The following is a 24,804-nucleotide window of genomic DNA, read 5'->3' on the forward strand; positions in this document are numbered from 1 at the left end:
GGGATAATTTTCATCCCATCTACATATGCTGATGGCTGGCCTGCATCTGCACATGAAACGAAGCAATCCTCATCATCTGGATATCCATGCTGGCACAACAACTCATTAACGCCCTGACCCTGGGCAGCGTATATGCGCTTTTCGCCCTGGGGTTCACGCTGGTGTTTGGCGTCCTTGGCGTCATCAATTTATCGCACGGCGCCATCTTCATGCTGGGTAGCTATATGGCCTTGCTGCTGGTCAGCTCATTCCAGATGTCTTTATGGATGGCGATGCTGCTGTCCATGCTGGCTTGCGGATTGCTGGGCGTGGTCGTCGATTTCCTGGTCTTGCGACCATTACGAAAACGCAATGCACCGCATCTGGCACCGATGATCGCCACCATAGGCGTGGCTATCATGATCACCAATATATCCCAAGGGATTTTTGGTGCAGAAAACAAACGCTTCCCTTTTGGCACCATCCCTGAAGAAAGCTTTAGCCTTGGCAATTTGCATTTGACGGCGGTGCAACTGGCGATTGTCGTGATTGCCTTTATCCTCATGCTGGTACTGCTACAAGTCATGCGTCGCACGCAAATAGGCCGTGCCTTGCGGGCGATTGCAGAATCGCCTAAGGCTGCTTATCTGCTCGGCATCAATGTTGAAGGCTTGTTTTTCCTGACTTCGTTTGCCGCAGCAGCACTGGGCGGCGCTGCTGGTGTGCTGGTCGGCCTGTCGTTCAATGCCATCTCCCCTTTCATGGGACAACCGATGCTGCATAAGGGCATTGCCGTGATTATTCTGGGTGGCATGGGCGATATACGCGGTGCCATGATAGGTGGCTTGTTCCTGGGTTTTGCTGAAGTGATGAGTGTCGCTTATATATCGAGCGATTTCCGCGATGCGGTGGCTTTTGGCTTGCTGTTTATTATCTTGCTGGTACGCCCTTCCGGCATGTTCGGCAGAGTACTGGAAAGAAAGGCGTAAGAATATGCTTGAATGGTGGGATGGTTTTTGGGCTATTTATAGCACAGTCATTTTTGGCATAGGCATCAATGCCATGCTGGCTCTTTCGATTTACCTGACTTTGTCTTGCGGCTTGCTGTCACTGGCCAATGCGGCATTCATGGGCATAGGTGCCTATACCGCTTCCATGATCAGTATGCAGACGGCTTTGCCGTTCCCGCTGGCATTGCTGGCAGGTGCCATCATGCCAGCAATTGTTGCGCTGGTCATAGGCATACCTACGCTGCGTCTGTCCGGTGTTTACCTGGCCATGGCAACGCTAGGCTTTGGTGAAGTAGTACGTGTAATCGTCCTGAATATGGAAATCACTGGCGGCCCCATGGGTCTGAATGGTATTCCACAAAAAACCGAATGGTGGCATATCGTGCTCTTGCTGGCAGCCATCTTGTTCATCCTTGCGAGGATGAGGCGTTCCAAGACAGGCCGCGCCTTTGAAGCGATCAAGGAGGATGAGATTGCCGCCAGGCTCATGGGCGTCAATGTCGGTGGCTACAAATTGCTGGCCTTTGTCATGGGAGCATCCATCGCAGGCATCGCCGGTGGTTTGAATGCGCACTACACCTTCACGATAGGACCAGGCAATTATGCATTTGAAAATGCCGTAGATATCCTGACCATGGCCGTGTTTGGTGGCACCAGCAATCTGATAGGCCCGTTGATAGGCAGCAGCAGTCTGACCCTGATGCCAGAATTCATGCACTCCCTCAAAGACTTCCGTCTGGCAGCCAATGGCCTGATACTGATACTGGTCATCCTGTATTTGCCCAAAGGTATCTGGGACCCGGCAAGAATCAGAAACTTTCGCAAAAAGTTAACATCGTCAAGCTCCGGAAAGGTTAGCTAAATGCTGGAATTACGTTCTGTCAGTAAAAATTTTGGCGGCCTGCGAGTATTACAGGATGTCAGCTTTACCATGCCCCAGGGCAGTATCTATGGTTTGATTGGCCCTAATGGTGCCGGGAAAACCACCATCGTCAATTTGATTACCGGCCTGTTGCGCCCCAGCAGTGGCGAGTTGCGCTTCAATAATCATGATCTGACTACGGTCGCCAGCCACAAGATCACGCAACTGGGCGTTGCCCGCACATTCCAGAACATCCGCATTTTCAAGGAAATGAGCCTGCTGGAGAACGTCGTGGTCGGCATGCATGATCATCTCGACTATGGCGTAGCGAGCATGCTGTTCAATCTGGGAGCTTACAAAGACGCAGAAAGAAAAGCCAAAGAACGTGCGCACGAATTACTGTCTTGGGTCAGGCTGGACCATAAAGCGCATATGCTGGCCGACAATCTGTCGTATGGCGAACAACGCAAACTGGAATTTGCCCGCGCCCTTGCCACCCAGCCCAATCTGCTGTTACTGGATGAACCGGTCGCTGGCATGAACCCGGCAGAAAAAACTGAACTGATGGCAGAAATCGTCAATATACGTAACCGCGGTTTTTCGATTTTCATGATAGAACACGACATGCGCTTTGTGATGGAATTATGCGACCGCATAGCTGTACTCAATTTTGGCAAAATCATTGCAGAAGGCACACCCGAAGAAGTGCGTAACAACCCGGATGTAATTGAAGCTTACCTCGGCAAGGAGGACGCTGAATGACTCAAATTTTGTGCGTCCAGGACTTGCATGTCATGTATGGTCATATCGCAGCCGTCAAAGGCATCAGTCTGGCCATCAATGCAGGTGAAATCACTGCCCTTGTTGGCGCCAACGGTGCGGGGAAAAGCACAACCCTGCTGGCGATTTCTGGCTTGCTGAAATCAGCATCTGGCAAAATTTTTCTCGAAGATGAAGAAATCAGCCAGACATCGCCCCACCACATCGTGCAAAAAGGTGTGGTACAGGTCGCCGAAGGCCGGGCGATATTAACCACTCTCACGGTCAGGGAAAATCTGGAGCTGGGGGCCTACACCCGCAAGGACAAGGCACAGATAGGACAGGACATGGAATGGGTATATACCCTCTTCCCCGTATTGAAAAACCGTGCAACTGGCCTGGCGGGTAATTTGTCAGGCGGTGAACAGCAAATGCTGGCCATAGGCCGTGCTTTGATGGCAAAGCCCAAAGTGCTGCTGCTGGATGAACCCTCGATGGGGCTGGCACCGCTGGTGGTGCAGGAGATTTTCCGCATCCTCAAAGAAATCAATGCGACTGGCCTCAGCATCCTGCTGGTGGAACAAAACGTCAGGCAGGCGTTGAAAATTGCCAAACATGGCTATGTGCTGGAAAATGGCAATATCGTTCTCAGCGACACTGGTGCCAACCTGCTCAGCAATCCCAAGGTCATAGAAGCTTACCTGGGTGCATAAGAAAAAAGACCATCGTAATGATGGTCTTTTTCTATACTGTTCATTACTAGCGCAATAATCTCAGTACCGATTAGCTACCGGCAATCGTCATGCTTTCTATAAGGATGGAACCGGTTTCTTTGGTGCCACGCACCAGGCTGTCGTTACCTATAGCGACAATTTGTTGAAACATTTCACGCATATTGCCAGCAATAGTGATTTCTTCCACTGCGTACTGGATCACGCCATTCTCTACCCAGTAGCCAGATGCACCGCGTGAGTAATCACCCGTCACATAATTGACGCCCTGCCCCATCAACTCAGTCACCAGCAAGCCAGTGCCCATTTTTTTAAGCATGCCCGCGAAATTGTCTGCGCGCTTGGTCAAACTGGATGTCAATGTCAGATTGTGCGAACCACCAGCATTACCCGTCGTTTGCATGCCCAACTTGCGTGCAGAATAAGTAGATAGGAAATAGCCTTGCAAGACGCCATCTGTGACAACATTACGCTTTTGGGTTTTTACACCCTCATCATCAAATGGAGAAGAACCAACAGCACCGATGACATGCGGGTCTTCTACGACCTGTATGTGGGACGGGAAAATCTGTGTACCCAGCGAATCAAGCAGGAAAGTCGATTTGCGGTACAAGGCACCACCAGAAGTTGCCTGCACCAGCGCACCCAGTAAACCGGCAGCCAGCGGCGCTTCAAACAAGACCGGGCATTTGCGGGTGTCCAGCTGACGCGCATTCAGCTTGGCCAAGGCACGCTCGGCGGCATAACGACCTATCGCCTCTGGATTTGCCAGTTTTTTGGCGCTACGCTGTGACGAATACCAGTCATCCCTTTGCATTTTCGATCCACGGCCCGCAATCGGTGCAACAGAAATGGTATGGCGGGAAATCGGGTAACCACCGATGAAACCACGCGAATTGGCAGCCACGAAATGGGATTGCTGGGCATGCACACTGGCACCTTCGCTATTCGTAATGCGTTTGTCTACCGCAAATGCAGCCGCCTCTGTGCGTTTTGCCAGCTCTATAGCCTCTTCGGCGGTGACCAGCCATGGGTAACATAGCTTAAGATCACGCGGTGCCATTTCCAGCAAATCTGCCTCTGGCAAGCCGGCACAGTCATCTTCTGCTGTAAAACGGGCAATATTATAGGCCGCATCGACGGAATCACGCAGGGCTTGCTCAGAAAAATCCGAAGTACTGGCATTGCCACGGCGTTGACCGATATACACCGTAATGCCTATGCCCTTGTCGCGGTTTTGCTCTATGGTCTCGACTTTGCCCTTGCGCACGCTGATCGACAGGCCACCGCCTTCACTGATCTCCACTGCCGCATCCGATGCCCCTTTTTCACGGGCGAAACGCAACATATCCTGCGCGATTTGCTTTAACTGGTCCTGGGTATGGGTAAAAACTGGTTTGCTCATGGATGGGATTCTATGTTTGTCAATGCTAAATGACCAAATGGCCAAAGGGAAATATCCTAATTATTTACCTTGATTCACACCATAAATGGGTCAATTATGGGTCAATCGCAGCTTGATTTTAGGTAATTCCAAGCTAAAAAGGGTATCATAGCAGCCGTTTCATTAAGTTAATAGTAAAGGCGCAGAATTATGCCAAATCCAAATCGCGGCTCATGTGGCTATCAGTCCAGTGAGTTCGAACCAGAATACGACCGCCCATCAAAATCCCAGTTAAAGCGCGAAATGACCGCCTTGCAGAAGCTGGGGCAAGAATTGGTCGAGCAGCCACGTGAACGCGTCAAGCGCGTGCCGATGCCAGAAGACGTGCGCGATGCCATTCTGGAATGCCAGCAAATCAAGGATCACGAAGGCCGCCGTCGCCAGATGCAATATGTAGGCAAGAAAATGCGCACCCTGGATGAGGAAGAAATTGCCCTGATCCAGAAAACCATCGACAGCTGGAAAGGTGCATCCAAGGCCGAGACTGCCGCCATGCATGCGCTGGAGCGCCGTCGTGACAAATTGCTGGCTGACGATAATGCTCTGACTGAATTGATGGCTGAACACCCTCACCTCGACGTACAGCAATTGCGCACCATGATACGCAATGCCCGTAAAGAGCAGGCTGAAAACAAGCCACCGAAGGCTTACCGTGAAATCTTCCAGATTTTGAAAGACTTGCAAAAATCCAAAGCTGCAGCCAATGCGGACGAAGCGGATGATGCAGACCTTGATGAAGAAGACGATGAGTTTGATGACAAGTGAGTCTGGACAAATGACCGCAGCAGATGGCGAAAAACTCAAAATAGGCCTGGTATCAATCTCAGACCGCGCCTCTGCCGGCATTTATCAGGACCAGGGCTTGCCCGCATTGCAGGAATGGTTTGGCAAAGCTCTCTCCAGCCCATGGGAAATGGTCACACGCCTGATCCCGGATGAACGCGCAGCAATAGAGCAGGCCTTGATTGCCCTGGTAGATGAAGAACAATGTCATCTCGTGATTACCACTGGTGGCACTGGCCCCTCCAGGCGCGATGTCACACCAGAAGCGACACTGGCAGTCGCCACCAAGGAAATGCCCGGCTTTGGTGAGCAAATGCGCCAGATCAGCCTGCAATTTGTACCGACAGCCATTCTGTCACGCCAGGTAGCCGTGATACGTGAGACGCCGGACCACGCAGCCTTGATCCTGAACCTGCCAGGCCAGCCCAAGTCCATCAAGGAAACCCTGGAAGGCTTGAAGGATGCAGAAGGCAAGCAAATCGTTGCCGGTATTTTTGCAGCAGTCCCATATTGCATAGACTTGATAGGTGGCCCGTACATAGAGACGGATGACAGCATCTGCAAGGCTTTCCGCCCTAAAAACGCGATACGCGCCAAGACTCCATCTGCCTCTGCCTGAACAGCAAACATCGACAACGATGGCAACCATACTGACGCATCCTGTAGTACCGCTGACTTTGGGCCTAATTTTGGGGCAAAAACGCCTACCCTGGCCTCTCGTGCTAACGGGTATGCTGACCGCGATCTTGCCTGACCTTGATGTCATTGCCTTCAAGCTTGGCATTGCCTATGAATCGGCCTTTGGTCACCGCGGTTTTAGTCACTCCATCGTGTTTGCCATGTTGATTGCAACCAGGGCCAGCATTTTTCATACACGCTTGCGTAGCTCGATTCTGGTTTGCTGGTTGTTTATCGCCTTCGCCACCATTTCGCATGGGCTGCTGGATGCACTGACTACAGGTGGACTAGGTGTGGAATTTTTTTGGCCGCTGACTGAACAACGTTATTTCTTCCCCGTGCAATTCATCGAGGTATCACCGATAGGCGTAAATCGCTTTCTGACAGCGCGTGGCTGGCGTGTAATACAATCTGAACTACTGACCGTCTGGCTACCCTGTGGCCTGCTGTTGCTGTCGGTCAAACTGGCTGCTTATTTTTCTTCTTCCCGAAAATCATCATGACACAAGATATTTTAGAAACCGTAGAACTGGAAAGTGCACCCAACCCCACTGTTGCCATCATCTGGATGCACGGCCTGGGTGCAGATGCGAATGATTTTGTCCCCATCGTCAGGGAGCTGGATTTACGTGGCAACCCTGGCATACGCTTCGTCTTCCCGAATGCGCCGACCATGCCCGTTACCATCAACGGTGGTTATGTCATGCGTTCCTGGTACGACATCCTCGGTACCGATATCGCCAAGCGTGAAGATGAAGCTGGCTTGCGCCTGTCACAAAAACGCATAGAGCAATTGATCGCCCGCGAGAACGCGCGCGGCATACCGACTGAGCGCATCATCCTGGCAGGCTTTTCACAAGGTTGCGCGATGACTTTGCAGACTGGCCTGCGTTATCACGAAAAACTGGCTGGCTTGCTGTGCCTGTCTGGCTATGTACCCTTGCGTGACGTGATTACAGAAGAGCGTCACGCAGCAAACCAAAATACGCCCATCTTCCAGGCCCATGGCCGTGGCGATAACGTCATCCAGATACAGCGTGCTGAACAATCGCGCGATCTGTTGAAAGAACTGGGCTATCAGGTCGAATGGCATGAGTACATGATGCCGCATTCCGTCTGCCCTGAAGAAGTGGATGACATCAGCCTGTGGCTGAAAAAAGTCTTGCAGGCTTAATGCATCACAAAGCTTCAGGCATCGCAAAAACCCTGGCCAGCCAGGGTTTTGTCATCTTGCCTGGCTTTCTGGATGAGCCTGAATTACAGCGATTGCGGCAAGCCTGCCAGCCCATTTCTGATCAATATGGTGTGCGTCAGGTACTGCAAAATTATCCGTCCATACATCGCGCATTAAACTGGGACAAACTGCATGTGCTATTAGACGCTGCAGATATGGCAGGTGCCCAGGCAGTGCGCAGCATCTTTTTCAATAAAAATGCTGATCATAATTGGCTAGTGTCCTGGCATCAGGATATGACGATTTGTGTTAACCAAAAAACTGAACTGGCTGGTTACAGCAAATGGACTTACAAGAAAGATGTGCATTACGTTGAACCTCCAGCGGCAGTGCTGGAAGCAATGCTGACATGCCGCATTGCCCTCGATGATGCTGGTGCTGAGAACGCTGCACTGAAAGTCATCGCTGGCAGCCATCAATTTGGCAAACTCAGTGAGAGCCAGATCCTGGACATTAGCCAGACTGCTATGCACAAGACCTGCGCGATGCGCGCGGGCGATATGTTATTGATGAAGCCCTTGTTACTCCATGCATCCTACAAGGCAAGATTCGCTACTCAACGCCGGGTATTGCATCTGGAGTTTAGTGCCAGCAGACTTCCACCACCACTACACTGGGCAGAAGCTGCTTGTCAGTCCGCACATGTATCTCAATCAGCTGATTGAATTAGCGAGACTGAATTCCCGTCTTAAACGGCAAATAATTACGCAGCCGTGAAACTGCTACTGGCTTCAAAGCCATGGCTGGCTTCTCTATCTTGTGCCAGGAAAATACCGCCAGCAAGATGGTCACAGAACCTGAGGCCATCACCATACTCCACACCGCAATGCCGGGAAACAAGGCGGCAATTGTCTGCTGCACGGGAAAAGCGTAAATATACACACCGTATGAATAATCCCCCACGCTATTATAGCGCCTTAGCCATCCTGCAGGCAGGTAGGCAATGCAGACTACCAGATAGGCAATGGACAGGTGATACAAGCTAAAGAATACCGGTTTGCTGATGAAGGCTGCTGCCAGCACCAGTAACAGCAAGGGATAAAAGACGCGCCGGGTCAGCAGCAGTTTTTCTTTCAGTATGAACAGGCTGGCACCAGAGAAAAACATGAATAGCAAACGGGTGAACTGGCTATCGTCTTGCAAATAAAAGTGGCGCGCAAAAACCAGTAAGGCGGCCAGTAAAGTAATGACAATGATCAGATACCGCAATATCTGCGTGCGCTTATTCTTCAGCAGTGCCAACCCACACCAGAACACCAGCAACAGCAGATACATCTTGATTTCATAGGGCATGGTCCAGAGTGAACCATTGACTGCATTTGGATAAGGATTCTGTGCAAAGACACCGGGCAAGACATAGCTCACGCCAGACAAGAGGCTTGCGCACTTGAGCAGATATTGCCATGTCCCGGCAGCAGAAAAATACTCTGTCAGAGGCAAGCTGGTGAAGTAAGGCCCAAGTACAAATACCGTCAGTAGCAACATGCATATCAGTGCTGGAAAGATGCGCAATGCCCGCGCGCAGACATAGTCAATCACACTTTGCTTGTTCATCAGACTGCCCGTCACCAGCATGCCACTGACAATGAAAAATACATCTACCGCGATAGAGCCAGGCGTCATGCCCGTCAGCGCGCCCCAGGGTTCTGGCTGTGCCAGCAAGGCAAAGCTATGCCCTGCAAGCACGGCCAGTGCGGCGACTATTCGCAACAAGTTCAGATTATTGTCGCGGCTGACTATGCATTCAGACAAACGCATTCAGGCAAACTCTTTAAGAACTTCCAGGTCAATTTGTACGGAGGCATCTCCGGCTGACATCCAGATTTGTCCATCCTGTATCGTGCATTGCAATTGCATATTGCGTTGCGCAAGTTTTTCCAGTGCCTGGCTTTGCGCTGAAGGCACATTCATGACGCGCAAGTTTTTGGCGCGATCAAGGCGGCTATTCATTGCCTTCCACCAGATGTCACTGGCGCTGGCAAAACTATAGACGATGACTTGCTCAGAACGTCCACAAGCCTTTAACAAGCGTCGGTCATCTGGCTGGCCGACTTCTATCCATAACTGTATGGCGTCGGTGTAATCCTTGAGCCAGATATCAGGTTCTTCCGTATCTGATATGCCCTTACCAAATTCCAGGCGTTCAGCCGCATGAACGGCGAAAGCCAGCACGCGTATCATCATGCGCTCATCGGTTTCCGACGGATGACGGGCAATCGTCAGGCTATGGTCGGCGTAATAGCCGCGGTCCATGTCCGAGATATTCAGGTCGGCTTTATAAATGATGGATTTGAGTGCCATTATTTGAACACCACCGTTTTATGACCATTCAACAAAATACGATGTTCGACAAAGCATTTGACGGCACGCGCCAGCACCACGCATTCCACATCGCGGCCTATGGCTGTCAGGGTTTCTGGTTCCATGGAATGATCGACACGTTCCACATCCTGTTCAATAATCGGGCCTTCGTCCAGATCACCCGTGACAAAGTGAGCCGTCGCGCCTATCAGTTTAACGCCACGCTCATGCGCCTGATAATAAGGCTTTGCGCCCTTGAAGCTAGGCAGGAAAGAATGGTGGATATTGATGGCCTTGCCTTTCAGCGCATCACATAATTGCGGTGACAATATCTGCATGTAACGGGCAAGTACCACCAGTTCAATGTCATTGCTGGCAACAATATCCAATACCTTTTGTTCCTGCGCCTGTTTGGCTTCTGCCGGTGCGCCACCTGACAGTGGCAGATGATGGAAAGGAATATTGTAGCTGGCTGCCAGTTGATAAAAATCAGTGTGGTTCGAGACGATGGCCTTAATTTCTACAGGCAGCAAACCGCTCTTATAGCGAAACAGCAAATCATTCAGGCAATGGCCTATCTTCGATACCATCAGCATCACACGTGGCTTGTGATGGGCATCATGCAATTGCCAGTTCATTTGCATGCTGGCACCCAAAGCCGCAAATTCTTCACGCAAGGCGCTGTCGCTGACGCTGGAATCTTCTACGGCAAAATGCACGCGCATGAAGAAAGTTGCAGATTGTGCATCGCCAAACTGGGCAGAATCGATAATATTACAGCCGTGGTTGGCTAAAAATCCCGATACGCTATGCACAATGCCGCGCTGATCGGGACAGGATAAAGTCAGGATATATTCTGGTCGTATGCTCATGATGTCAGTGTATAGGCCAGGATTTGCTGCTTTCCATGGCCAGAAACAAATTAAATTCGTTAAATTGATTGCAAAGCTTAAAGATTAACCGTCTATTGTCGCATGATCAGTCGCATAATTCATAGAATCCCGCTTCAATTAAATAATCGCAACAAAAAGCACGATCGTTCTAATTAGTGTATAGTCGTTCTTCTGGCAGCCCCACCCAAAAAATTTGGTTCAGACAGCAGCAACTCAAGTACAACATTCTGGAGACAACATGAGCACACTCAGCAATCAACAATACCGCCTCGCCGCCCGCCCTGTCGGCAACCCCAAGCATAGCGACTGGAACTTCACGACAGAAGAAGTACGCGATATCACAGATGGTGAAATCGTCGTACAAACCATCTATATCTCGCTGGACCCTGCCATGCGCGGCTGGATGAATGAAGGTAAATCCTATATCCGCCCGGTTGCCATCAATGAAGTCATGCGCGCTGGCGGCATAGGCAAGGTGATTGCTTCCAAGTCCCCAAAATTTGCGGTTGGTGATTATGTTTCTGGCGGCACGGGTGTGCAGCAATACTGGGTAGGTGCAGCGGATGACAAAACGGCGGGCTTTTACAAGGTCAGCCCAAAGCTCGCCCCTCTGCCAAAATTCATGAATGCGCTGGGCATGCCTGGCATGACAGCTTATTTTGGTTTGCTCGATGTTGGCCAACCAAAAGCAGGTGAAACAGTGGTGGTATCTGGCGCTGCCGGTGCAGTTGGCCAGACTGTAGGCCAGGTCGCCAAACAAAAAGGTTGCCGCGTTGTTGGTATTGCCGGTGGCAAGGATAAATGCGATTTTGTCGTCAATGAACTGGGTTTTGATGCCTGCATCGATTACAAGTCTGGCTCAGTCAAAGATGGCCTGAAAGAACACTGCCCGAATGGCGTAGATATTTATTTTGACAACGTTGGTGGCGATATTCTTGATACCGTACTGACCCGTATCAATCTGAAAGCGCGCATCATCATTTGCGGCGCGATCTCCCAGTACAACAACACCACACCAGTCAAAGGCCCGGCCAATTACCTGTCGCTGCTGGTAAACCGCGCCCGCATGGAAGGCATAGTCGTATTTGATTACGCTGCCCGCTATGGCGAAGCTGTCGCTGAAATGGGCAAGTGGATGGCCGAGGGCAAATTCCAGACGCGTGAAGATATCGTCAAAGGTCTGGAAACTTTCCCTGATACGCTGATGATGCTGTTTGAAGGCAAAAACTTTGGCAAACTGATTTTGCAAGTCAGCGAAGAATAAGCATAAAGCCTGACAAGACGGGCAATAAAAAAGCAGTCATCGCGACTGCTTTTTTACATGGTGCTATCGATTATTTCAACCAGGGCTTGACCCAGGATAAGCCTTCTGAAGTTCCCGCACGTGGCCGGTACTCACAACCTATCCAGCCTTGATAGCCCAGTTTATCAATCAAATCAAACAGATAAGCGTAATTCACTTCACCGATATCCGGCTCATGCCGGTCTGGTACCCCGGCTATCTGAATATGACCTATGCCTGCATGTTTGCGTGACATATCACGGCGCAACTTGGTGGCGACATCGCCTTCGACGATCTGGCAATGGTAGATATCAAATTGCACACGGATGTTCTCTACGCCTATCTCCTGGCAAATCTCTTGTGCCTCAACTTGCCGGTTCAGGAAAAACCCTGGTATGTCGCGGGTATTGATGGGTTCAATAAGGATGGTGATGCCTTCCCGCGAGGCCAGCAAGGCAGCATAAGCAAGATTGCGCAAATAGACGGCGCGATGCCTTTCTCTGTCCTGTTCAGGCTGTATTAAACCAGCCATGACATGCAAATGCCGGTTACCCAGCACGCGCGCATAATCCAGCGCAGTATCAAAGGCTTGCTTGAACTCTTCTTCCCGGCCAGGCAGGGATGCTATTCCACGCTCACCCAGCGCCCAGTTGCCTGGCGATGTATTGAACAAGACTTGCTCCAGCCCGTTAGCAGCAAGCAAATCCTTGAGTTCAGTAGCAGCATAATCGTAAGGGAACAGGTATTCAACGCCCTTGAAACCATCTTTTGCTGCAGCGGCAAAACGTTCATTAAAAGGCAACTCTGTATACATCATGCTGAGGTTGGCAGCAAAACGTGGCATGACTGACTCCTTATCTTTTAGCGTAATGTTGCGCCATGAAGGCACATACCATCAACTGTAGCTGATGAAACAGCATCAATGGTAATAAGACCATACCAAGGGCATGACTGGCAAATAAAACTTTGGCCATGGGCACACCACTGGCCAGACTTTTCTTGGAGCCGCAAAACACGATAGTGATTTCATCTTCCTTGTTGAACCCCAGGCGACGGCTGATGACGGTAGTCAAAGTCATGATAATCGCCAGCATCACTGCGCTGATACCCAGCAAGCTCGCCAGCATCAGGGGTGGCAGTTGCTGCCACAATCCTTGTACCACTGCTTCACTGAAGGCCACATACACGACCAGCAAAATCGAGCTTCGATCCACCATGGTCAGCGTACTCGCATATTTTTCCATCCAGGACTGCAACCAGGGCCGCGCCAGTTGTCCGGCAACGAAGGGCAACAAGAGCTGGCAAACTATCTTCAACATCGCGTCAAGTGAAGAATGGCTTTCACCATGGGCTACCACGACCAGGCTGACCAGCAAGGGCGTCAGGAATATGCCCAGCATATTACTCAGCGACGCGCTGCAAATGGCAGCAGGTACATTGCCGCGCGCAACAGAGGTAAACGCAATCGAAGATTGTACTGTCGAAGGCAATACACAAAGAAAGAGTATGCCTATACATAACTCTGGAGTAATCAGGGTGAGCAACAAGGGTTTCAATGCCAGCCCAAGCAGTGGAAAAATCGCGAAAGTGCATGCCATCACCAGCAAATGCAGCCGCCAATGGGTCAAACCAGCTATCACGGCCTCGCGTGACAATTTGGCCCCATGCATGAAAAACAGCAAGGCGATCATGCCAACAGACAAATGATCGAAGCCTGACGCGACTGCGCCACGTGCAGGTAACAGACTGGCCAGAGTGACCACACCCAATAGCAGCAAGGTCATGTTATCGGGTAAAAAACGCGGGCGTTTCATGTGGGGAAAGCAAGAAATATAGATAATTGATTGTACTTGAATAATGCGCCCGACCTGGCAGCAATCTGGCAGCATATAGATGCTGCCAGGCAAAGCGTAGTCTGAGTCCAACAACTACCTGCGCAGTATTTGCATATTTATTAGACTGCTGTTGATGCCGATGGAACCACGGCCGGTAAATAGATATCGCAAAATTCTGCCGGCATGCGGCGCGCTCTGCCGCTGCTGAGCTCTATGCAGACCAGGTCCCAGCGGCCCCTGAGTACGGTGGCACCATCGCTATCGCGTATCAATTGAAAACGCCTGTCCATGGTGAGTTTGCCGTCGCTGGCAAACAACCATGTCGCCAGTGTCAGCGATTCACCAAGCAAGGTTGGCAAGACATAATCATATTCACCGCGCCTGATTGCCATCGCGCGGTCCAGGCGATGATAGTCTGCCAGACTCAAACCCAGCGCTTCAGAATGCCCCCATGCGACTTCTTCACACCAGCGTACATACACTGCATTATTGGTGTGATTCAAGCCATCGATATCACTTTCTTGCGGCTTCACTGCCCGCGTGAACGGTTGCGGATAATCCCAAACCATGGGAGCACCTAAAGTCCCTGAAACACCAGATACACTCATATATATACACGCAAAAATTTAATCACTAAAACAGCGGCGTTACAAATCACTCGCAAACCACTCACAAGCCCAGCTCTTGCCAGATCTGATCTACCTTGGCCTTAACTTCTGGCGTCATTTCTATGGTCGTGCCCCATTCACGGCTAGTCTCACCTGGCCATTTATTGGTGGCATCTATACCCATCTTGCTGCCCAGGCCGCTGACGGGTGAAGCAAAGTCCAGGTAATCAATCGGCGTATTATCGACCAGCGTGGTATCACGCAAAGGATCAACACGGGTAGTGATCGCCCAGATGACTTCTTTCCAGTCGCGGATATTGACATCTTCATCAACCACGATAATGAACTTGGTATACATGAACTGACGCAAAAAGCTCCAGACCCCGAACATGACGCGCTTGGCATGACCCGCATAGGCCTTCTTCATTTGCACCACGGCCATGCGGTAACTACAACCTTCTGGTGGCAAATAAAAATCCGTGATTTCACTGAACTGCTTTTGCAGCAAAGGGATAAAGACTTCGTTCAACGCCACACCCAGTACCGCAGGTTCATCTGGCGGCTTACCTGTATACGTAGAGTGATAAATAGGGTCACGGCGCATGGTGATGCGGTCAATGGTAAAGACGGGGAACCAGTCTTTCTCATTGTAATAACCAGTGTGGTCGCCATACGGCCCTTCCAGCGCATGCTCATAACCGCTGGGGTGATTTTCGTCAGGATAGATATGCCCTTCCAGCACGATTTCTGCTGACGCGGGTACGCGCAATTCACTGCCTATGGCTTTCACCAGTTCAGTACGGCTGCCGCGCAAGAGCCCGGCGAACTGGTATTCAGACAAACTGTCTGGCACAGGCGTCACCGCACCTAATATCGTAGCCGGGTCGGCACCCAAAGCAACGGCGATGGGGTAAGGCTTGCCTTTATTAACGATGCCATGCTCACGAAAATCCAGCGCACCACCGCGATGTGCCAGCCAGCGCATGATGACTTTATTGCGGCCCAAAACCTGCTGTCTATATATACCCAGATTCTGACGTTTTTTATTAGGGCCTTTGGTAATCACGAGACCCCAGGTAATTAATGGTGCAACGTCACCAGGCCAGCAATGCTGTATAGGTAAACGGGCGAGATCAACGTCATTACCTTCCCAGACTATCTCCTGGCATTTGGCACCGCGCAGTTCTTTTGGCGACATATCCCAGACAGCTTTGACCAATGCACCCATGCCCAGAATTTCTTTAAAACCCTTGGGTGGTTCAGGTTCTTTTAGCGCAGATAAAACGTGGCCGATCTGGCGCAATTCACTCAGGCTTTCTACCCCCATGCCGAGTGCGACACGGCGTGTCGTGCCAAATAAATTACCCAGCACTGGTATGGTATGACCAACAGGTTTGGTGAATAAAAGAGCCGGACCTTCAGCACGCAAAGTGCGGTCACAAATCTCAGTCATTTCCAAATGTGGCGAAACAGGCAAGTCCACCTGTTTTAGTTCGCCTTTTTCTTGCAGTTGAGCAATAAAATCTCTCAAATCAGAATATTTCATCATTTTTCGCTTTTTCGTATCTCTGCACTAGTCGCACTAGCAATTTCTGCCAAGTGTTTGATTTTATTGAACTTTGCTGCATTGCAGCACAATTCATTATACATAAAAGTAATCAACTTCTCGTTTGATAGTGTTGACTTGATATAAAACCGCCCCTACAATTCGCCCAACTTGATGAAGAGGTTAATGACTTCCGCCACTTTCGACACAAAGAGAGTTTCGCCACACGGTAACATCATTCACGGGGATCGGGCCCCAACATAACATTGTAAGGATTGTTTTCAAAAGGCGTCTGCCTTATCCCGAAAAAAGTTGTTTGTCACTGGACACACCATGAACAGGTTCGACGGACCTGATTTGACAAACGACTCCGGCGTCTCGCGATCACACTTGTGACGGGGGACGATGTTTCTGATTCGCGGAAGTAGGCTCTATGCATTTGACTTTTCATTAAGTTGAATGAGGCATCGCGAAGATTCAGGAGGTAACATGATTCAACGTTTTATTTTAGCTGTACAACAAAGTAGTTTTTCTTCAACGGACAAGCGCAAAGCGCTTTTCATGGTAGCTCGTGATACAACCAGTGGTTTTTTCACCACCGTGCGCAACCTGCTGACACTCACTGGCATTATTGCCATGGTCGTTTTGGTCATGATGTATGTCAAACCAGAACTGACAGACAAATTCAAGGGATTATCACCCTATGCTGAAGCTGGCGAAGAGCCTGCAGAAGCCGTAGCTGCCGTTCCAGCACCAAGTCTTGCGCATCTGATGCAAGCGCCAGGCCAGGCTAATTCTGATGCGGGCTTGCAAAAAGTAAGCACATCTGAAGAAGAAGCAAAAATGCTCGGCAATCAGCGTCAGCAACAATGGGTAACCAACTGGCTGGCCAAGCGCTACCGCGTTGCCAATGATGCGACCAATATGCTGGTATCTGCCGCTTATCTGACCGCCAAGGAAATCAAAATAGACCCTTTGCTGATACTGTCAGTCATGGCGATAGAATCCGGTCTGAACCCATTTGCTGAAAGCCCGGTAGGTGCACAAGGCTTGATGCAGGTCATGTCCAAAGTACATCATGAAAAATTCCAGGATCTTGGTGGTGTTAAAGCTGCCCTGAACCCGGTTGCCAATATCCGTGTTGGTGCCTTGATACTGAAAGACTATGTCACCCGTGGTGGTTCCGTTGAAGCTGGCCTGAAGATGTATGTAGGTGCAGCCGATTCCGACAATGATTCAGGCTATGGTGCGCGTGTATTGAATGAATACAAGCGTCTGAAAGATGTCTCGGCAGGTAAAAACGTGCCTACTTTCTTCAGCGCCCCTGCCCCAGCTCCAGCACCTGTGCAAACACGTCCGATTGAGGCCGCTCCTGTACACAAGCCTGAGGCAACAGAAGCCAAGGCAACGATAGAAGCCAAAAAAGATCAGGTTGCAGCACTGTAAGCCTGCCCTTTGATAAAAAAGCCGTCTGATTGTATGATCAGACGGCTTTTTTTATTGGTATAAGCGATTGGTCTGGGCGACCCGCCTTAATTATCTGTCAGCCAAAAATTTCTTCAACCTGGCAACCGCTTCCTGCAAATTCTCCAATGAATTGGCATATGACAGACGCACATACGATGTCGCCGTCGCCGGACCAAAATCGAGGCCGGGTACGATCACCACACCTGCTTCATTCAATATCTGTTTGGCAAAGGCATCTGCATCGTCGGCAAAGCTGGAGCAATCGGCATACACATAAAACGCACCATCTGGCATAACTGGAATGCCAAAACCCAGTTCACGCAATGCAGGCACGATATAGTCGCGGCGGCGCTTGAATTCTGCCTTGCGCTCTTCATAAATGGCGATAGTCGCCGGTTCAAAGCAAGCCAGGGCCGCGTACTGGGCAATTGAAGATGGGCAGATGAACAGGTTTTGCGCCAGCTTTTCTAGTGCAGGGACGATGCGCTCTGGCACTACCAGCCAGCCAAGACGCCAGCCTGTCATATTGAAATATTTGCTGAAGCTATTGATGACAACCACATCTTCATCCAGCGACAGGGCAGAAAATGGTTCGCCATCATATGTCAGCCCCTGATAAATCTCATCAACGATGCTAAAACCACCCAACTTTTTTACTGTAGAGACGATCTTGCCCAATTCTTCATGTTCTATCGAAGTGCCGGTAGGGTTAGATGGCGAGGCCAGCAAAACGCCACTGCTGCGCCCATCCCATTGCTGTCTAACGATTTCTTCAGTCAGTTGAAAGCGGTGATCCGGCCCACTGGCGATGAGTTTTGCCCTGCCCTCGAATGCCGCGACAAAATGGCGGTTACAGGGATAACAAGGGTCAGGCATCAGCACTTCCCTGCCCGGCTCAACCAGCGCTGCACATGCCAGCAGCAAGGCAGCCGATGCACCGGCAGTCACAATAATGCGGGAAGCTGGCACATCAAGACCAAACACGTCACGGTAATGCTGGGATATCGCAGCGCGCAATGCTGGCAAACCCAGGGCTGAGGTATATTGCAAACGCCCGGCTGCCATTGCTTTGGTCGCAGCATCAATCACTGCTTGCGGCGCAGTAAAGTCTGGCTCGCCTATGCCCATATGTATCAGATGACGGCCCTGCTTTTCCAGTTCTGCCGCCATCTTCATGAGTTCCATCACATGGAAAGGGGCGATATTGTCCAGTCTTGCTGCGAGATTTTGATGCATGGTACTTCCTAAAAACACAGGCTGAAAAAAACCGCCTTATTTATCTTTCAAAATAAGGCGGTAGATACTTTTACAAATATGGTCAGTAACTTGGTCAGTACCTTACTTACCTGCTGCAACCTCTGTCGCACGCAGCTTTGCTGCCAGTTTGTCGAGTACACCATTGACATACTTGTGACCATCGAGACCACCAAAGGATTTGGTCAACTCAACCGCTTCATTGATGACGACGCGGTAAGGGATTTCTATGTGGTTCTTCAATTCATAGGCACCAATCAACAGCGCTGCGTGCTCGATAGGTGACAATTCTGCAATGCTGCGATCTATCAAAGGGGCAATTTGCTCGCGCAATTCTATGGATTGTTTGATAGCACCATGCAACAGGGAATCAAAATGTTCTCTGTCTGCCTTCTCAAAACCGTGAGCTTCACGGATATGGGCTTCAATCGCGCCGGAATCTTCATTGTTCAGCAGCCACTGGTACATGCCCTGCAAGGCAAATTCGCGCGCACGGTGGCGTGGCGAACGGTTCTTGCTGGGATTGGCGTGTAATGTTTTATTATTCATATCTTCTCTTACTAACTTGTCTTACTAACTTATCATGCTAACTTAGAGCTGGATGATCACCGTGAAGGCTTGAACTTAAATGTAGATCAAGCCTGAGCAAAACGATCAGGCATCATAGTGCACGTCTTCTGTGGCTTCTGCCAGTTCTTCCAGGGCCAGGGTCAGGTTGGCCATTTCTACGGCAACGCGGGCGGCGTCGCGACCTTTTTCCTGCATGCGCACTTCAGCCTGCTCATCATTCTCTGTCGTCAGGATGGCATTGGCGATAGGAATGCCAGCATCCAGGCCAACACGGGTGATGCCAGCGCCTGATTCATTCGATACCAGCTCAAAGTGATAGGTTTCACCACGGATAACTGCACCCAGGGCGATCAGGGCATCGAATTGATTGGTTTCTGCCAGTTTTTGCAAGGCCAGTGGCACTTCCAGTGCGCCTGGCACAGTCACGTGCAGGATGTCTTCATTGAGTACACCCAGCAGTGACAATTCTGCCAGGCAGGCATCCAGCAAGCCCTTGCCGATATTGTCGTTAAAACGCGCCTGTACGATACCTACGCGTACGCCTGCGCCATCCAGATTTGCTTCGTAATGTCCAACTGTCATAATATTCTTTCTTGCGCTTTTCGCGCCTGATGTGATGTGAGTGATGAAAGTGCACTAAAAAGACCGCTGGTGACACTGCTGCAGCCCGGCACGCTCATCCTTATTTGTCTGCGCACGGCTTATCGAGATACCCAACAACTTCGAGATTAAATCCTGTCATGGACGGCATCTTACGTGGATTGGCCAGCAATTTCATCTTGCCCACGCCTACATCCTTCAAAATCTGTGCACCTATGCCGTAATTGCGCAAGTCCATGCGTGCGGCACGGCCTGCAGGCTTGGTCTCTGGTGTATCAAGTGCCTTGAACTGGTCAAACATCTGTTCGGCAGTTTCTTCGCAATTAAGCAAGACGATGACGCCTGAATCTGCCTTCTTGATGGCTGCCATGGCGGCCGCGACATTCCAGGAATGCGTAGTAGCCTGGCTTTCCAGCAAATCGATGATGGATACCGGCTGATGCACACGCACCAGTGCTTCTTTTTCGCGGGCGATGTCGCCATGTACCAGCGCCAGATGAGCAGAGCCACTGGGCTTGTCGCGATATACCAGAGCCTTGAAGCTGCCATGCACGGTATGCATTTCACGTTCAGCCACGCGATCTACGATGCTCTCCGTCTGACTGCGATAATGAATCAGGTCGGCAATCGTCCCTATTTTCATATCATGTTCTTTGGCGAACTCGATCAAATCAGGCAGACGGGCCATAGTGCCGTCGTCTTTCATGATTTCGCAAATCACCGATGCCGGTGTAAGACCAGCCAGCTCAGCCAGGTCGCAACCGGCTTCAGTATGGCCAGCACGCATGAGGACACCGCCTCTTTGCGCCTTCAGCGGGAAAATATGGCCAGGCTGGACGATGTCAGCAGCAGTGGACTTTTTATCAACAGCAACCAGTACCGTGCGGGCACGGTCAGCGGCAGAGATACCGGTAGTTACGCCTTCCGCCGCTTCTATCGATACGGTGAAGTTGGTGCCAAAGGAGGTGCCGTTGCGGCTGGTCATCATGGCCAGGTTCAATTGATCACAACGTTCTTCTGTCAACGTCAGACAAATCAGGCCACGGCCAAACTTGGCCATGAAATTGATGGCTTCCGGGGTTACGAACTCGGCGGCCATGATCAGGTCGCCTTCGTTTTCTCGATCTTCTTCATCAACCAGTATCACCATGCGGCCAGCGCGCAATTCGGCAACGATTTCCTGGGTAGTAGACATGCTCATAGGGGAATATCCTGAACCGGGCCACAGACATAAGTTCGTCGGGCCGCTGGTTTTTCAGTGCAAATGAATGAAGTCGCTATTTTAAAGGATTTACGCCTGCTCTTCCCGTGCTTTATGTCTATTTATATGCTGCCCAGCCTGATTTAAGCCCGATTCAGAAGAATTTGCCTAGATTTGCAGCTGGCCTTGTGCAATTTCTATCACCTTGCCACCTACCCGTATGGTCTTGTCTGTCGCCACATCAAGATACAACTTACATGGCCGCCTGACTTGCGCACCTTGGGCTATGCACATGCTGACTGGCAAATCACGCCCCTGATGCTGCCACCAGCCTCCCAGATTTGCGCAGGCAGAGCCTGTGCCGGGGTCTTCTGCAAAGCCACCGCCCTGCTTGGCAAAGAAATAACGCGCCGTTACGGACAGACGTTCGTCTTCTAACGTTGGCTCATCAAAAGCAAATACATAGACAGACTTGCGTCCCAGACTATTGGCAGGCCAGACAGGCAACTTGCTGACATCTGGCGTGGCACGTAAAACCGCTTCGCGTGAATTCAGGGGTAGCAGCATTTGTTCGCTACCAGTGTTGATCCACAGTGGCACAGAATGAATATCGCTTTCATCCAGCGCCAGCAAAGAAGCCGCTTCGGCAACAGATAAACCGCTAGCTTTAACCACAGGCTCACCCTTGTGCGGCGTAGTCAGTGTCCATATTCCGTTCTCAAGACGCAGATCGACCAGGCCTGCCTTGCATTCCAGCGAAATCTGGCTGGAATTGCTGAGGCTGCCAACCACCTGCGCCGTACCCAGACTGGGATGCCCGGCAAAGGGCATTTCTGTATCTGGCGTGAAGATACGCATTCTGGCGGTAGCGACATCTGAGGACAATACAAACACTGTCTCCGATAAATTGAATTGCAGAGCCAGTGCCTGCATTTGCTCATCCGAGATGCCTGTCGCATTTTCAAAAACACAAAGTGGATTACCGCCGAGAGTTTCTTCGGCAAACACATTCAAGAGGCGAAAAGGGTAGTTAGTCATTATTCTTTATTCAATGAAAATCAGGCGAGCGTCGATTTGGCATGGGCGACATTGACTTCGGCCGGAAGCAGGATGCGATTTTTTACCGCCGTCAGTTCAGCAAGTATGGAGATCGCGATCTCGGCTGGTGTTTTGCTGCCTATGTACAAGCCTATGGGGCCATGGAGTTTTGCCAGTTGCTCATCATTGAGGTCAAATTCCTTCAGCCTTTCCCTGCGCTTACTATTGTTAATACGCGAACCTATGGCACCAACATAAAAGGCATCTGACTTCAAGGCCTCCATCAGCGCCAGGTCATCAAGCTTGGGGTCATGCGTCAGGGCGACCACGGCACTGCGGCTATCCAGTTGCATTTCCAGTACCAGGTCGTCGGGCATCGCATGAATCAATTGCACGCCCTCTACCTTCCAGCCACTGCGGTATTCTTCACGCGGGTCGCAGACTGTGACCTGGTAATCCATGCCTACTGCAATACTGGCCAAAAAGCGTGACAACTGCCCTGCCCCTATGATGAGCAAGCGCCAGCGCGGGCCATGCACGGTCGTCAAAGCATCTTCTGTAATCTGCAGTTGCTGGCCCGGGTCCGCCTTTGCGAGTGTCACTTCCCCTGTGCGCAAATCCAAACGTCTGGCCAGTAATTCATGTCTTTGCAAGCCCTGCAGCAAGGCATCAAGCTGGCTGCGTGCGGACAAGGGTTCTATTGCCAGCTCTATTGTGCCGCCACAGGGCAGGCCAAAACGGTGCGCCTCATCAGCGGTAATGCCATAGGTGACGATCTTTGGCAGATGACGCTGCATGCCGTCGCGCTGCACTCTTTCTATCAAGTCGTCTTCTATGCAACCACCAGAGACAGAACCCACTACCTGGCCATTACCGGCAATAGCCAGCGTCGCGCCTTCAGGCCTTGGACTGGAACCCCAGGTCTTGATGACAGTGACCAGTTCGCAGGCTTGCCCTGCCTTGATCCAGGCGTCACAGGTTTTAAGTACTTCGAGATCTATGCTGTCCATTGCTTCCTATGGTCTTGTTGATTCAGATTTGAGCCGACTTGACTATCATTCATTTTCGCATGTTTTTGCATTCCAGCTTCTGCATGGAAATTATCTATACAAATTGTCTTATTTCCAGTATTTCTTTGCTTTACAATGCCTGCCAGACCACCACTCTGGAGACCACCTTGTCCACAATCAAACAAAGACTGGCTGCCGTACCTGAAGGCGCAGGCGCATTGTTTTTCATACAGATTTTTGCCACCCTGGGCTTTGCCGTACTGTATTCCACCCTGGTGCTATATGCCACCAAAAAACTGGGATTCACCGCCAAGGATGCCACGGCCATCATGGGTGTGTTTGGTGCATTTAATTATGGTCTGCATTTGTTTGGTGGTTATCTGGCCGGTCGTTTTATCAGCAACCGCAACCTGTTTGTTGGTGGCATGATCCTGCAAGTCATAGGCTGTGCGACTATTTCCGTAGGTACTTCAGCAACCATGTACTGGGGCCTGGCATTTTTCCTGACGGGTAGTGGCTTGAACGTCACCTGCCTTAACCTGATGCTGACGCAACGCTTCAAACCTGAAGACAATCGTCGCGAAAGCGCCTTCCTGTGGAATTATGCAGGCATGAACCTCGGTTTTTTCATCGGCTTCACCGCTGCCGGTTATTACCAGCTGCAAGAAGACTATGCCAGCCTGTTTATCTTCGCCACCATAGGCAACTTCATGGCGATCGTACTGGCGGCAATCAACTGGCGCAGGTTGTGTGACTTGAACACCACCCTGCTTGAAGCCACCGCAAACCAGTTCCGCTGGCGCTTTCTGGTCGGTCTGGCGGTCATGGCTGGCTTGGTACCACTGGTTGAATTCATGCTGCACCGCGCTGAGATGACTGGCAACCTGGTCATGATCATCAGCATTGCGATTGCTGTCATTTTCATCATCCTGACTGCCATTCACAAAGAACCACGTGAACGTAATAATATGACGGCCTATGTCTTGCTAACCATAGGCTCGCTGGTATTCTGGACACTGTATCAAATGGCCCCGATGGGCTTGCAACTGTTCGCCGTCAGCAATGTAGATCGCATGGTCTGGGGTTATGAAGTTGCGCCGCAATGGATACAAAACATCAATAGCTTTGTGATCATGTTTGGCGGCCCGCTGATGGCGATGTTGTTCGACAAGCTGCGTGCCAAGGGCTGGAATATTGATATCCCGCGCCAGTTCTCTGCTGCATTGATACTCATCGGTCTGGGTTTCCTTGTGCTGCCCATAGGTATAGCAACTGCTGCCAGCAACGGCCTGGTGGCTTTCAAATGGATATTCATCAGCTACATCCTGCAAAGTATTGCTGAGCTGCTTATTTCGCCTATCGGTTATGCCATGATAGGCAAACTGGCACCGCGCCAATATCAGGGCGTCATGATGGGCACCTGGATGCTGGTAACAGGCACAGCATCTATTCTGGCCAGCAAATTCTCAGGCCTGATCCCTGAGGCGACAGAAGGTCTGGCCTCATCCACCAATCCAACCTATAACTACATTTTCTCTTTACTGGGCTGGAGTAGTGTTGGCGTAGGCATCGTCCTCATTGTCCTGATCCCTGTCTTGCGCAAACTGATTACCGATGGGCCTGCCAAGCAGGCATCGGCAGCAGCAAACCCGTTGACGCAGACTGAGCAGGCTAAACCGGCATAACAAGAAAAGCAATATGCAAGGCGGGCACGATGAA

At 50.7% G+C, this 24,804-nt stretch carries 26 protein-coding genes; 12 read left to right on the forward strand and 14 right to left on the reverse strand.

All coding sequences use genetic code 11. The features are described 5' to 3' along the window. The first annotated feature begins 86 nt into the window (after positions 1 to 86). From ACO0LN_RS08875 to ACO0LN_RS08890, 4 genes are read left to right on the forward strand one after another with little or no spacing between them, the layout of a single operon-like run. On the forward strand, positions 87 to 968 hold the full coding sequence (locus ACO0LN_RS08875) for a branched-chain amino acid ABC transporter permease (protein WP_186946815.1): 882 nt from the start codon (positions 87 to 89) through the stop codon (positions 966 to 968). Between the two features lie 4 nt (positions 969 to 972). Beyond that, complete coding sequence (locus ACO0LN_RS08880) at positions 973 to 1,851, forward strand: branched-chain amino acid ABC transporter permease (protein WP_422972874.1); 879 nt, start codon at positions 973 to 975, stop codon at positions 1,849 to 1,851. Beyond that, positions 1,852 to 2,613 carry an ABC transporter ATP-binding protein gene (locus ACO0LN_RS08885; RefSeq protein ID WP_422972876.1) on the forward strand — a complete coding sequence of 254 codons (762 nt, stop codon included), beginning with the start codon at positions 1,852 to 1,854 and terminating at the stop codon, positions 2,611 to 2,613. It begins immediately after the preceding gene. Further along, positions 2,610 to 3,323 (forward strand): ABC transporter ATP-binding protein, encoded by a 714-nt coding sequence (locus tag ACO0LN_RS08890; RefSeq protein WP_422972878.1) that lies wholly within the window; start codon positions 2,610 to 2,612, stop codon positions 3,321 to 3,323. The genes ACO0LN_RS08885 and ACO0LN_RS08890 overlap by 4 nt, the downstream gene beginning before the upstream one ends. Before the next feature lie 70 nt (positions 3,324 to 3,393). On the opposite strand, the gene pmbA is transcribed toward ACO0LN_RS08890, so the two are convergent. Next, positions 3,394 to 4,746, reverse strand: a complete 1,353-nt coding sequence (gene pmbA / locus ACO0LN_RS08895; protein ID WP_422972880.1) for a metalloprotease PmbA — start codon at positions 4,744 to 4,746, stop codon at positions 3,394 to 3,396. A gap of 189 nt (positions 4,747 to 4,935) precedes the next feature. Here pmbA and yjgA point away from each other — a divergent pair, with 189 nt between their 5' ends. From yjgA to ACO0LN_RS08920, 5 genes are read left to right on the forward strand one after another with little or no spacing between them, the layout of a single operon-like run. Then, positions 4,936 to 5,550: a ribosome biogenesis factor YjgA gene (yjgA, locus tag ACO0LN_RS08900; RefSeq protein ID WP_422972882.1), complete on the forward strand. Its 615-nt coding sequence runs from the start codon at positions 4,936 to 4,938 to the stop codon at positions 5,548 to 5,550. Continuing rightward, on the forward strand, positions 5,531 to 6,187 hold the full coding sequence (mog, locus tag ACO0LN_RS08905) for a molybdopterin adenylyltransferase (RefSeq protein ID WP_422972884.1): 657 nt from the start codon (positions 5,531 to 5,533) through the stop codon (positions 6,185 to 6,187). The genes yjgA and mog overlap by 20 nt, the downstream gene beginning before the upstream one ends. A gap of 19 nt (positions 6,188 to 6,206) precedes the next feature. Next, positions 6,207 to 6,749, forward strand: coding sequence for a metal-dependent hydrolase (locus ACO0LN_RS08910; protein ID WP_422972886.1), 543 nt, complete (start codon positions 6,207 to 6,209; stop codon positions 6,747 to 6,749). Continuing rightward, positions 6,746 to 7,420, forward strand: a complete 675-nt coding sequence (locus ACO0LN_RS08915) for an alpha/beta hydrolase (RefSeq protein ID WP_162040947.1) — start codon at positions 6,746 to 6,748, stop codon at positions 7,418 to 7,420. Before ACO0LN_RS08910 ends, ACO0LN_RS08915 begins: the two co-directional genes overlap by 4 nt. Continuing rightward, positions 7,420 to 8,145, forward strand: a complete 726-nt coding sequence (locus tag ACO0LN_RS08920; RefSeq protein ID WP_422972888.1) for a phytanoyl-CoA dioxygenase family protein — start codon at positions 7,420 to 7,422, stop codon at positions 8,143 to 8,145. Before ACO0LN_RS08915 ends, ACO0LN_RS08920 begins: the two co-directional genes overlap by 1 nt. 1 nt (position 8,146) lies before the next feature. Here the strand turns inward: ACO0LN_RS08920 and ACO0LN_RS08925 are convergent, their stop codons facing one another. Genes ACO0LN_RS08925 through purU form a run of 3 tightly spaced genes read right to left on the reverse strand, consistent with a single transcriptional unit; the run spans position 8,147 to position 10,653 of the window. Next, on the reverse strand, positions 8,147 to 9,238 hold the full coding sequence (locus ACO0LN_RS08925; protein WP_422972890.1) for an acyltransferase family protein: 1,092 nt from the start codon (positions 9,236 to 9,238) through the stop codon (positions 8,147 to 8,149). Then, positions 9,239 to 9,781 carry a YaeQ family protein gene (locus ACO0LN_RS08930; protein WP_422972892.1) on the reverse strand — a complete coding sequence of 181 codons (543 nt, stop codon included), beginning with the start codon at positions 9,779 to 9,781 and terminating at the stop codon, positions 9,239 to 9,241. Further along, positions 9,781 to 10,653 carry a formyltetrahydrofolate deformylase gene (purU, locus tag ACO0LN_RS08935; RefSeq protein WP_422972894.1) on the reverse strand — a complete coding sequence of 291 codons (873 nt, stop codon included), beginning with the start codon at positions 10,651 to 10,653 and terminating at the stop codon, positions 9,781 to 9,783. Before purU ends, ACO0LN_RS08930 begins: the two co-directional genes overlap by 1 nt. A gap of 259 nt (positions 10,654 to 10,912) precedes the next feature. Here purU and ACO0LN_RS08940 point away from each other — a divergent pair, with 259 nt between their 5' ends. Next, positions 10,913 to 11,938 (forward strand): NADP-dependent oxidoreductase, encoded by a 1,026-nt coding sequence (locus ACO0LN_RS08940; protein ID WP_422952078.1) that lies wholly within the window; start codon positions 10,913 to 10,915, stop codon positions 11,936 to 11,938. A 70-nt stretch (positions 11,939 to 12,008) separates the two neighbouring features. On the opposite strand, the gene otnI is transcribed toward ACO0LN_RS08940, so the two are convergent. The 4 genes from otnI to ubiD form a co-directional block, all read right to left on the reverse strand. Next, entirely contained in the window at positions 12,009 to 12,800 is a 792-nt protein-coding gene (otnI, locus tag ACO0LN_RS08945; protein ID WP_422972896.1) for a 2-oxo-tetronate isomerase, read from the reverse strand. 10 nt (positions 12,801 to 12,810) lie between these two features. Beyond that, positions 12,811 to 13,770 carry a bile acid:sodium symporter family protein gene (locus tag ACO0LN_RS08950; RefSeq protein WP_422972898.1) on the reverse strand — a complete coding sequence of 320 codons (960 nt, stop codon included), beginning with the start codon at positions 13,768 to 13,770 and terminating at the stop codon, positions 12,811 to 12,813. Between the two features lie 140 nt (positions 13,771 to 13,910). After that, positions 13,911 to 14,360, reverse strand: coding sequence for an acyl-CoA thioesterase (locus ACO0LN_RS08955; protein WP_422972900.1), 450 nt, complete (start codon positions 14,358 to 14,360; stop codon positions 13,911 to 13,913). A 100-nt stretch (positions 14,361 to 14,460) separates the two neighbouring features. Then, complete coding sequence (gene ubiD / locus ACO0LN_RS08960) at positions 14,461 to 15,945, reverse strand: 4-hydroxy-3-polyprenylbenzoate decarboxylase (RefSeq protein ID WP_422972902.1); 1,485 nt, start codon at positions 15,943 to 15,945, stop codon at positions 14,461 to 14,463. A 489-nt stretch (positions 15,946 to 16,434) separates the two neighbouring features. Here ubiD and ACO0LN_RS08965 point away from each other — a divergent pair, with 489 nt between their 5' ends. Beyond that, positions 16,435 to 17,391: a transglycosylase SLT domain-containing protein gene (locus ACO0LN_RS08965; RefSeq protein WP_422972904.1), complete on the forward strand. Its 957-nt coding sequence runs from the start codon at positions 16,435 to 16,437 to the stop codon at positions 17,389 to 17,391. Positions 17,392 to 17,481: 90 nt separating this feature from the next. Here ACO0LN_RS08965 and ACO0LN_RS08970 read toward each other — a convergent pair whose 3' ends face one another. The 6 genes from ACO0LN_RS08970 to ACO0LN_RS08995 form a co-directional block, all read right to left on the reverse strand. Then, positions 17,482 to 18,648, reverse strand: a complete 1,167-nt coding sequence (locus tag ACO0LN_RS08970; protein WP_422972906.1) for a pyridoxal phosphate-dependent aminotransferase — start codon at positions 18,646 to 18,648, stop codon at positions 17,482 to 17,484. A 102-nt stretch (positions 18,649 to 18,750) separates the two neighbouring features. Beyond that, positions 18,751 to 19,215: a transcription antitermination factor NusB gene (gene nusB, locus ACO0LN_RS08975; RefSeq protein ID WP_110253024.1), complete on the reverse strand. Its 465-nt coding sequence runs from the start codon at positions 19,213 to 19,215 to the stop codon at positions 18,751 to 18,753. 105 nt (positions 19,216 to 19,320) lie between these two features. After that, a complete protein-coding gene (gene ribH / locus ACO0LN_RS08980; RefSeq protein ID WP_110253023.1) occupies positions 19,321 to 19,818 on the reverse strand; it encodes a 6,7-dimethyl-8-ribityllumazine synthase in 498 nt (165 codons plus the stop codon). A gap of 100 nt (positions 19,819 to 19,918) precedes the next feature. Next, positions 19,919 to 21,037 (reverse strand): bifunctional 3,4-dihydroxy-2-butanone-4-phosphate synthase/GTP cyclohydrolase II, encoded by a 1,119-nt coding sequence (gene ribBA, locus ACO0LN_RS08985; RefSeq protein ID WP_422972909.1) that lies wholly within the window; start codon positions 21,035 to 21,037, stop codon positions 19,919 to 19,921. 168 nt (positions 21,038 to 21,205) lie between these two features. Continuing rightward, a complete protein-coding gene (locus ACO0LN_RS08990; RefSeq protein WP_422972911.1) occupies positions 21,206 to 22,075 on the reverse strand; it encodes a PhzF family phenazine biosynthesis protein in 870 nt (289 codons plus the stop codon). Positions 22,076 to 22,095: 20 nt separating this feature from the next. Continuing rightward, positions 22,096 to 23,085, reverse strand: a complete 990-nt coding sequence (locus ACO0LN_RS08995; protein WP_422972913.1) for an XdhC family protein — start codon at positions 23,083 to 23,085, stop codon at positions 22,096 to 22,098. A 167-nt stretch (positions 23,086 to 23,252) separates the two neighbouring features. Between ACO0LN_RS08995 and ACO0LN_RS09000 the strand changes: the two genes are divergently transcribed. Then, a complete protein-coding gene (locus tag ACO0LN_RS09000) occupies positions 23,253 to 24,770 on the forward strand; it encodes a peptide MFS transporter (RefSeq protein WP_422972915.1) in 1,518 nt (505 codons plus the stop codon). Positions 24,771 to 24,804 lie beyond the last annotated feature (34 nt).

Origin of the sequence: Undibacterium sp. TC9W (genome assembly GCF_049339865.1) — a bacterium.
Taxonomy (GTDB): Bacteria; Pseudomonadota; Gammaproteobacteria; order Burkholderiales; family Burkholderiaceae_D; genus Undibacterium.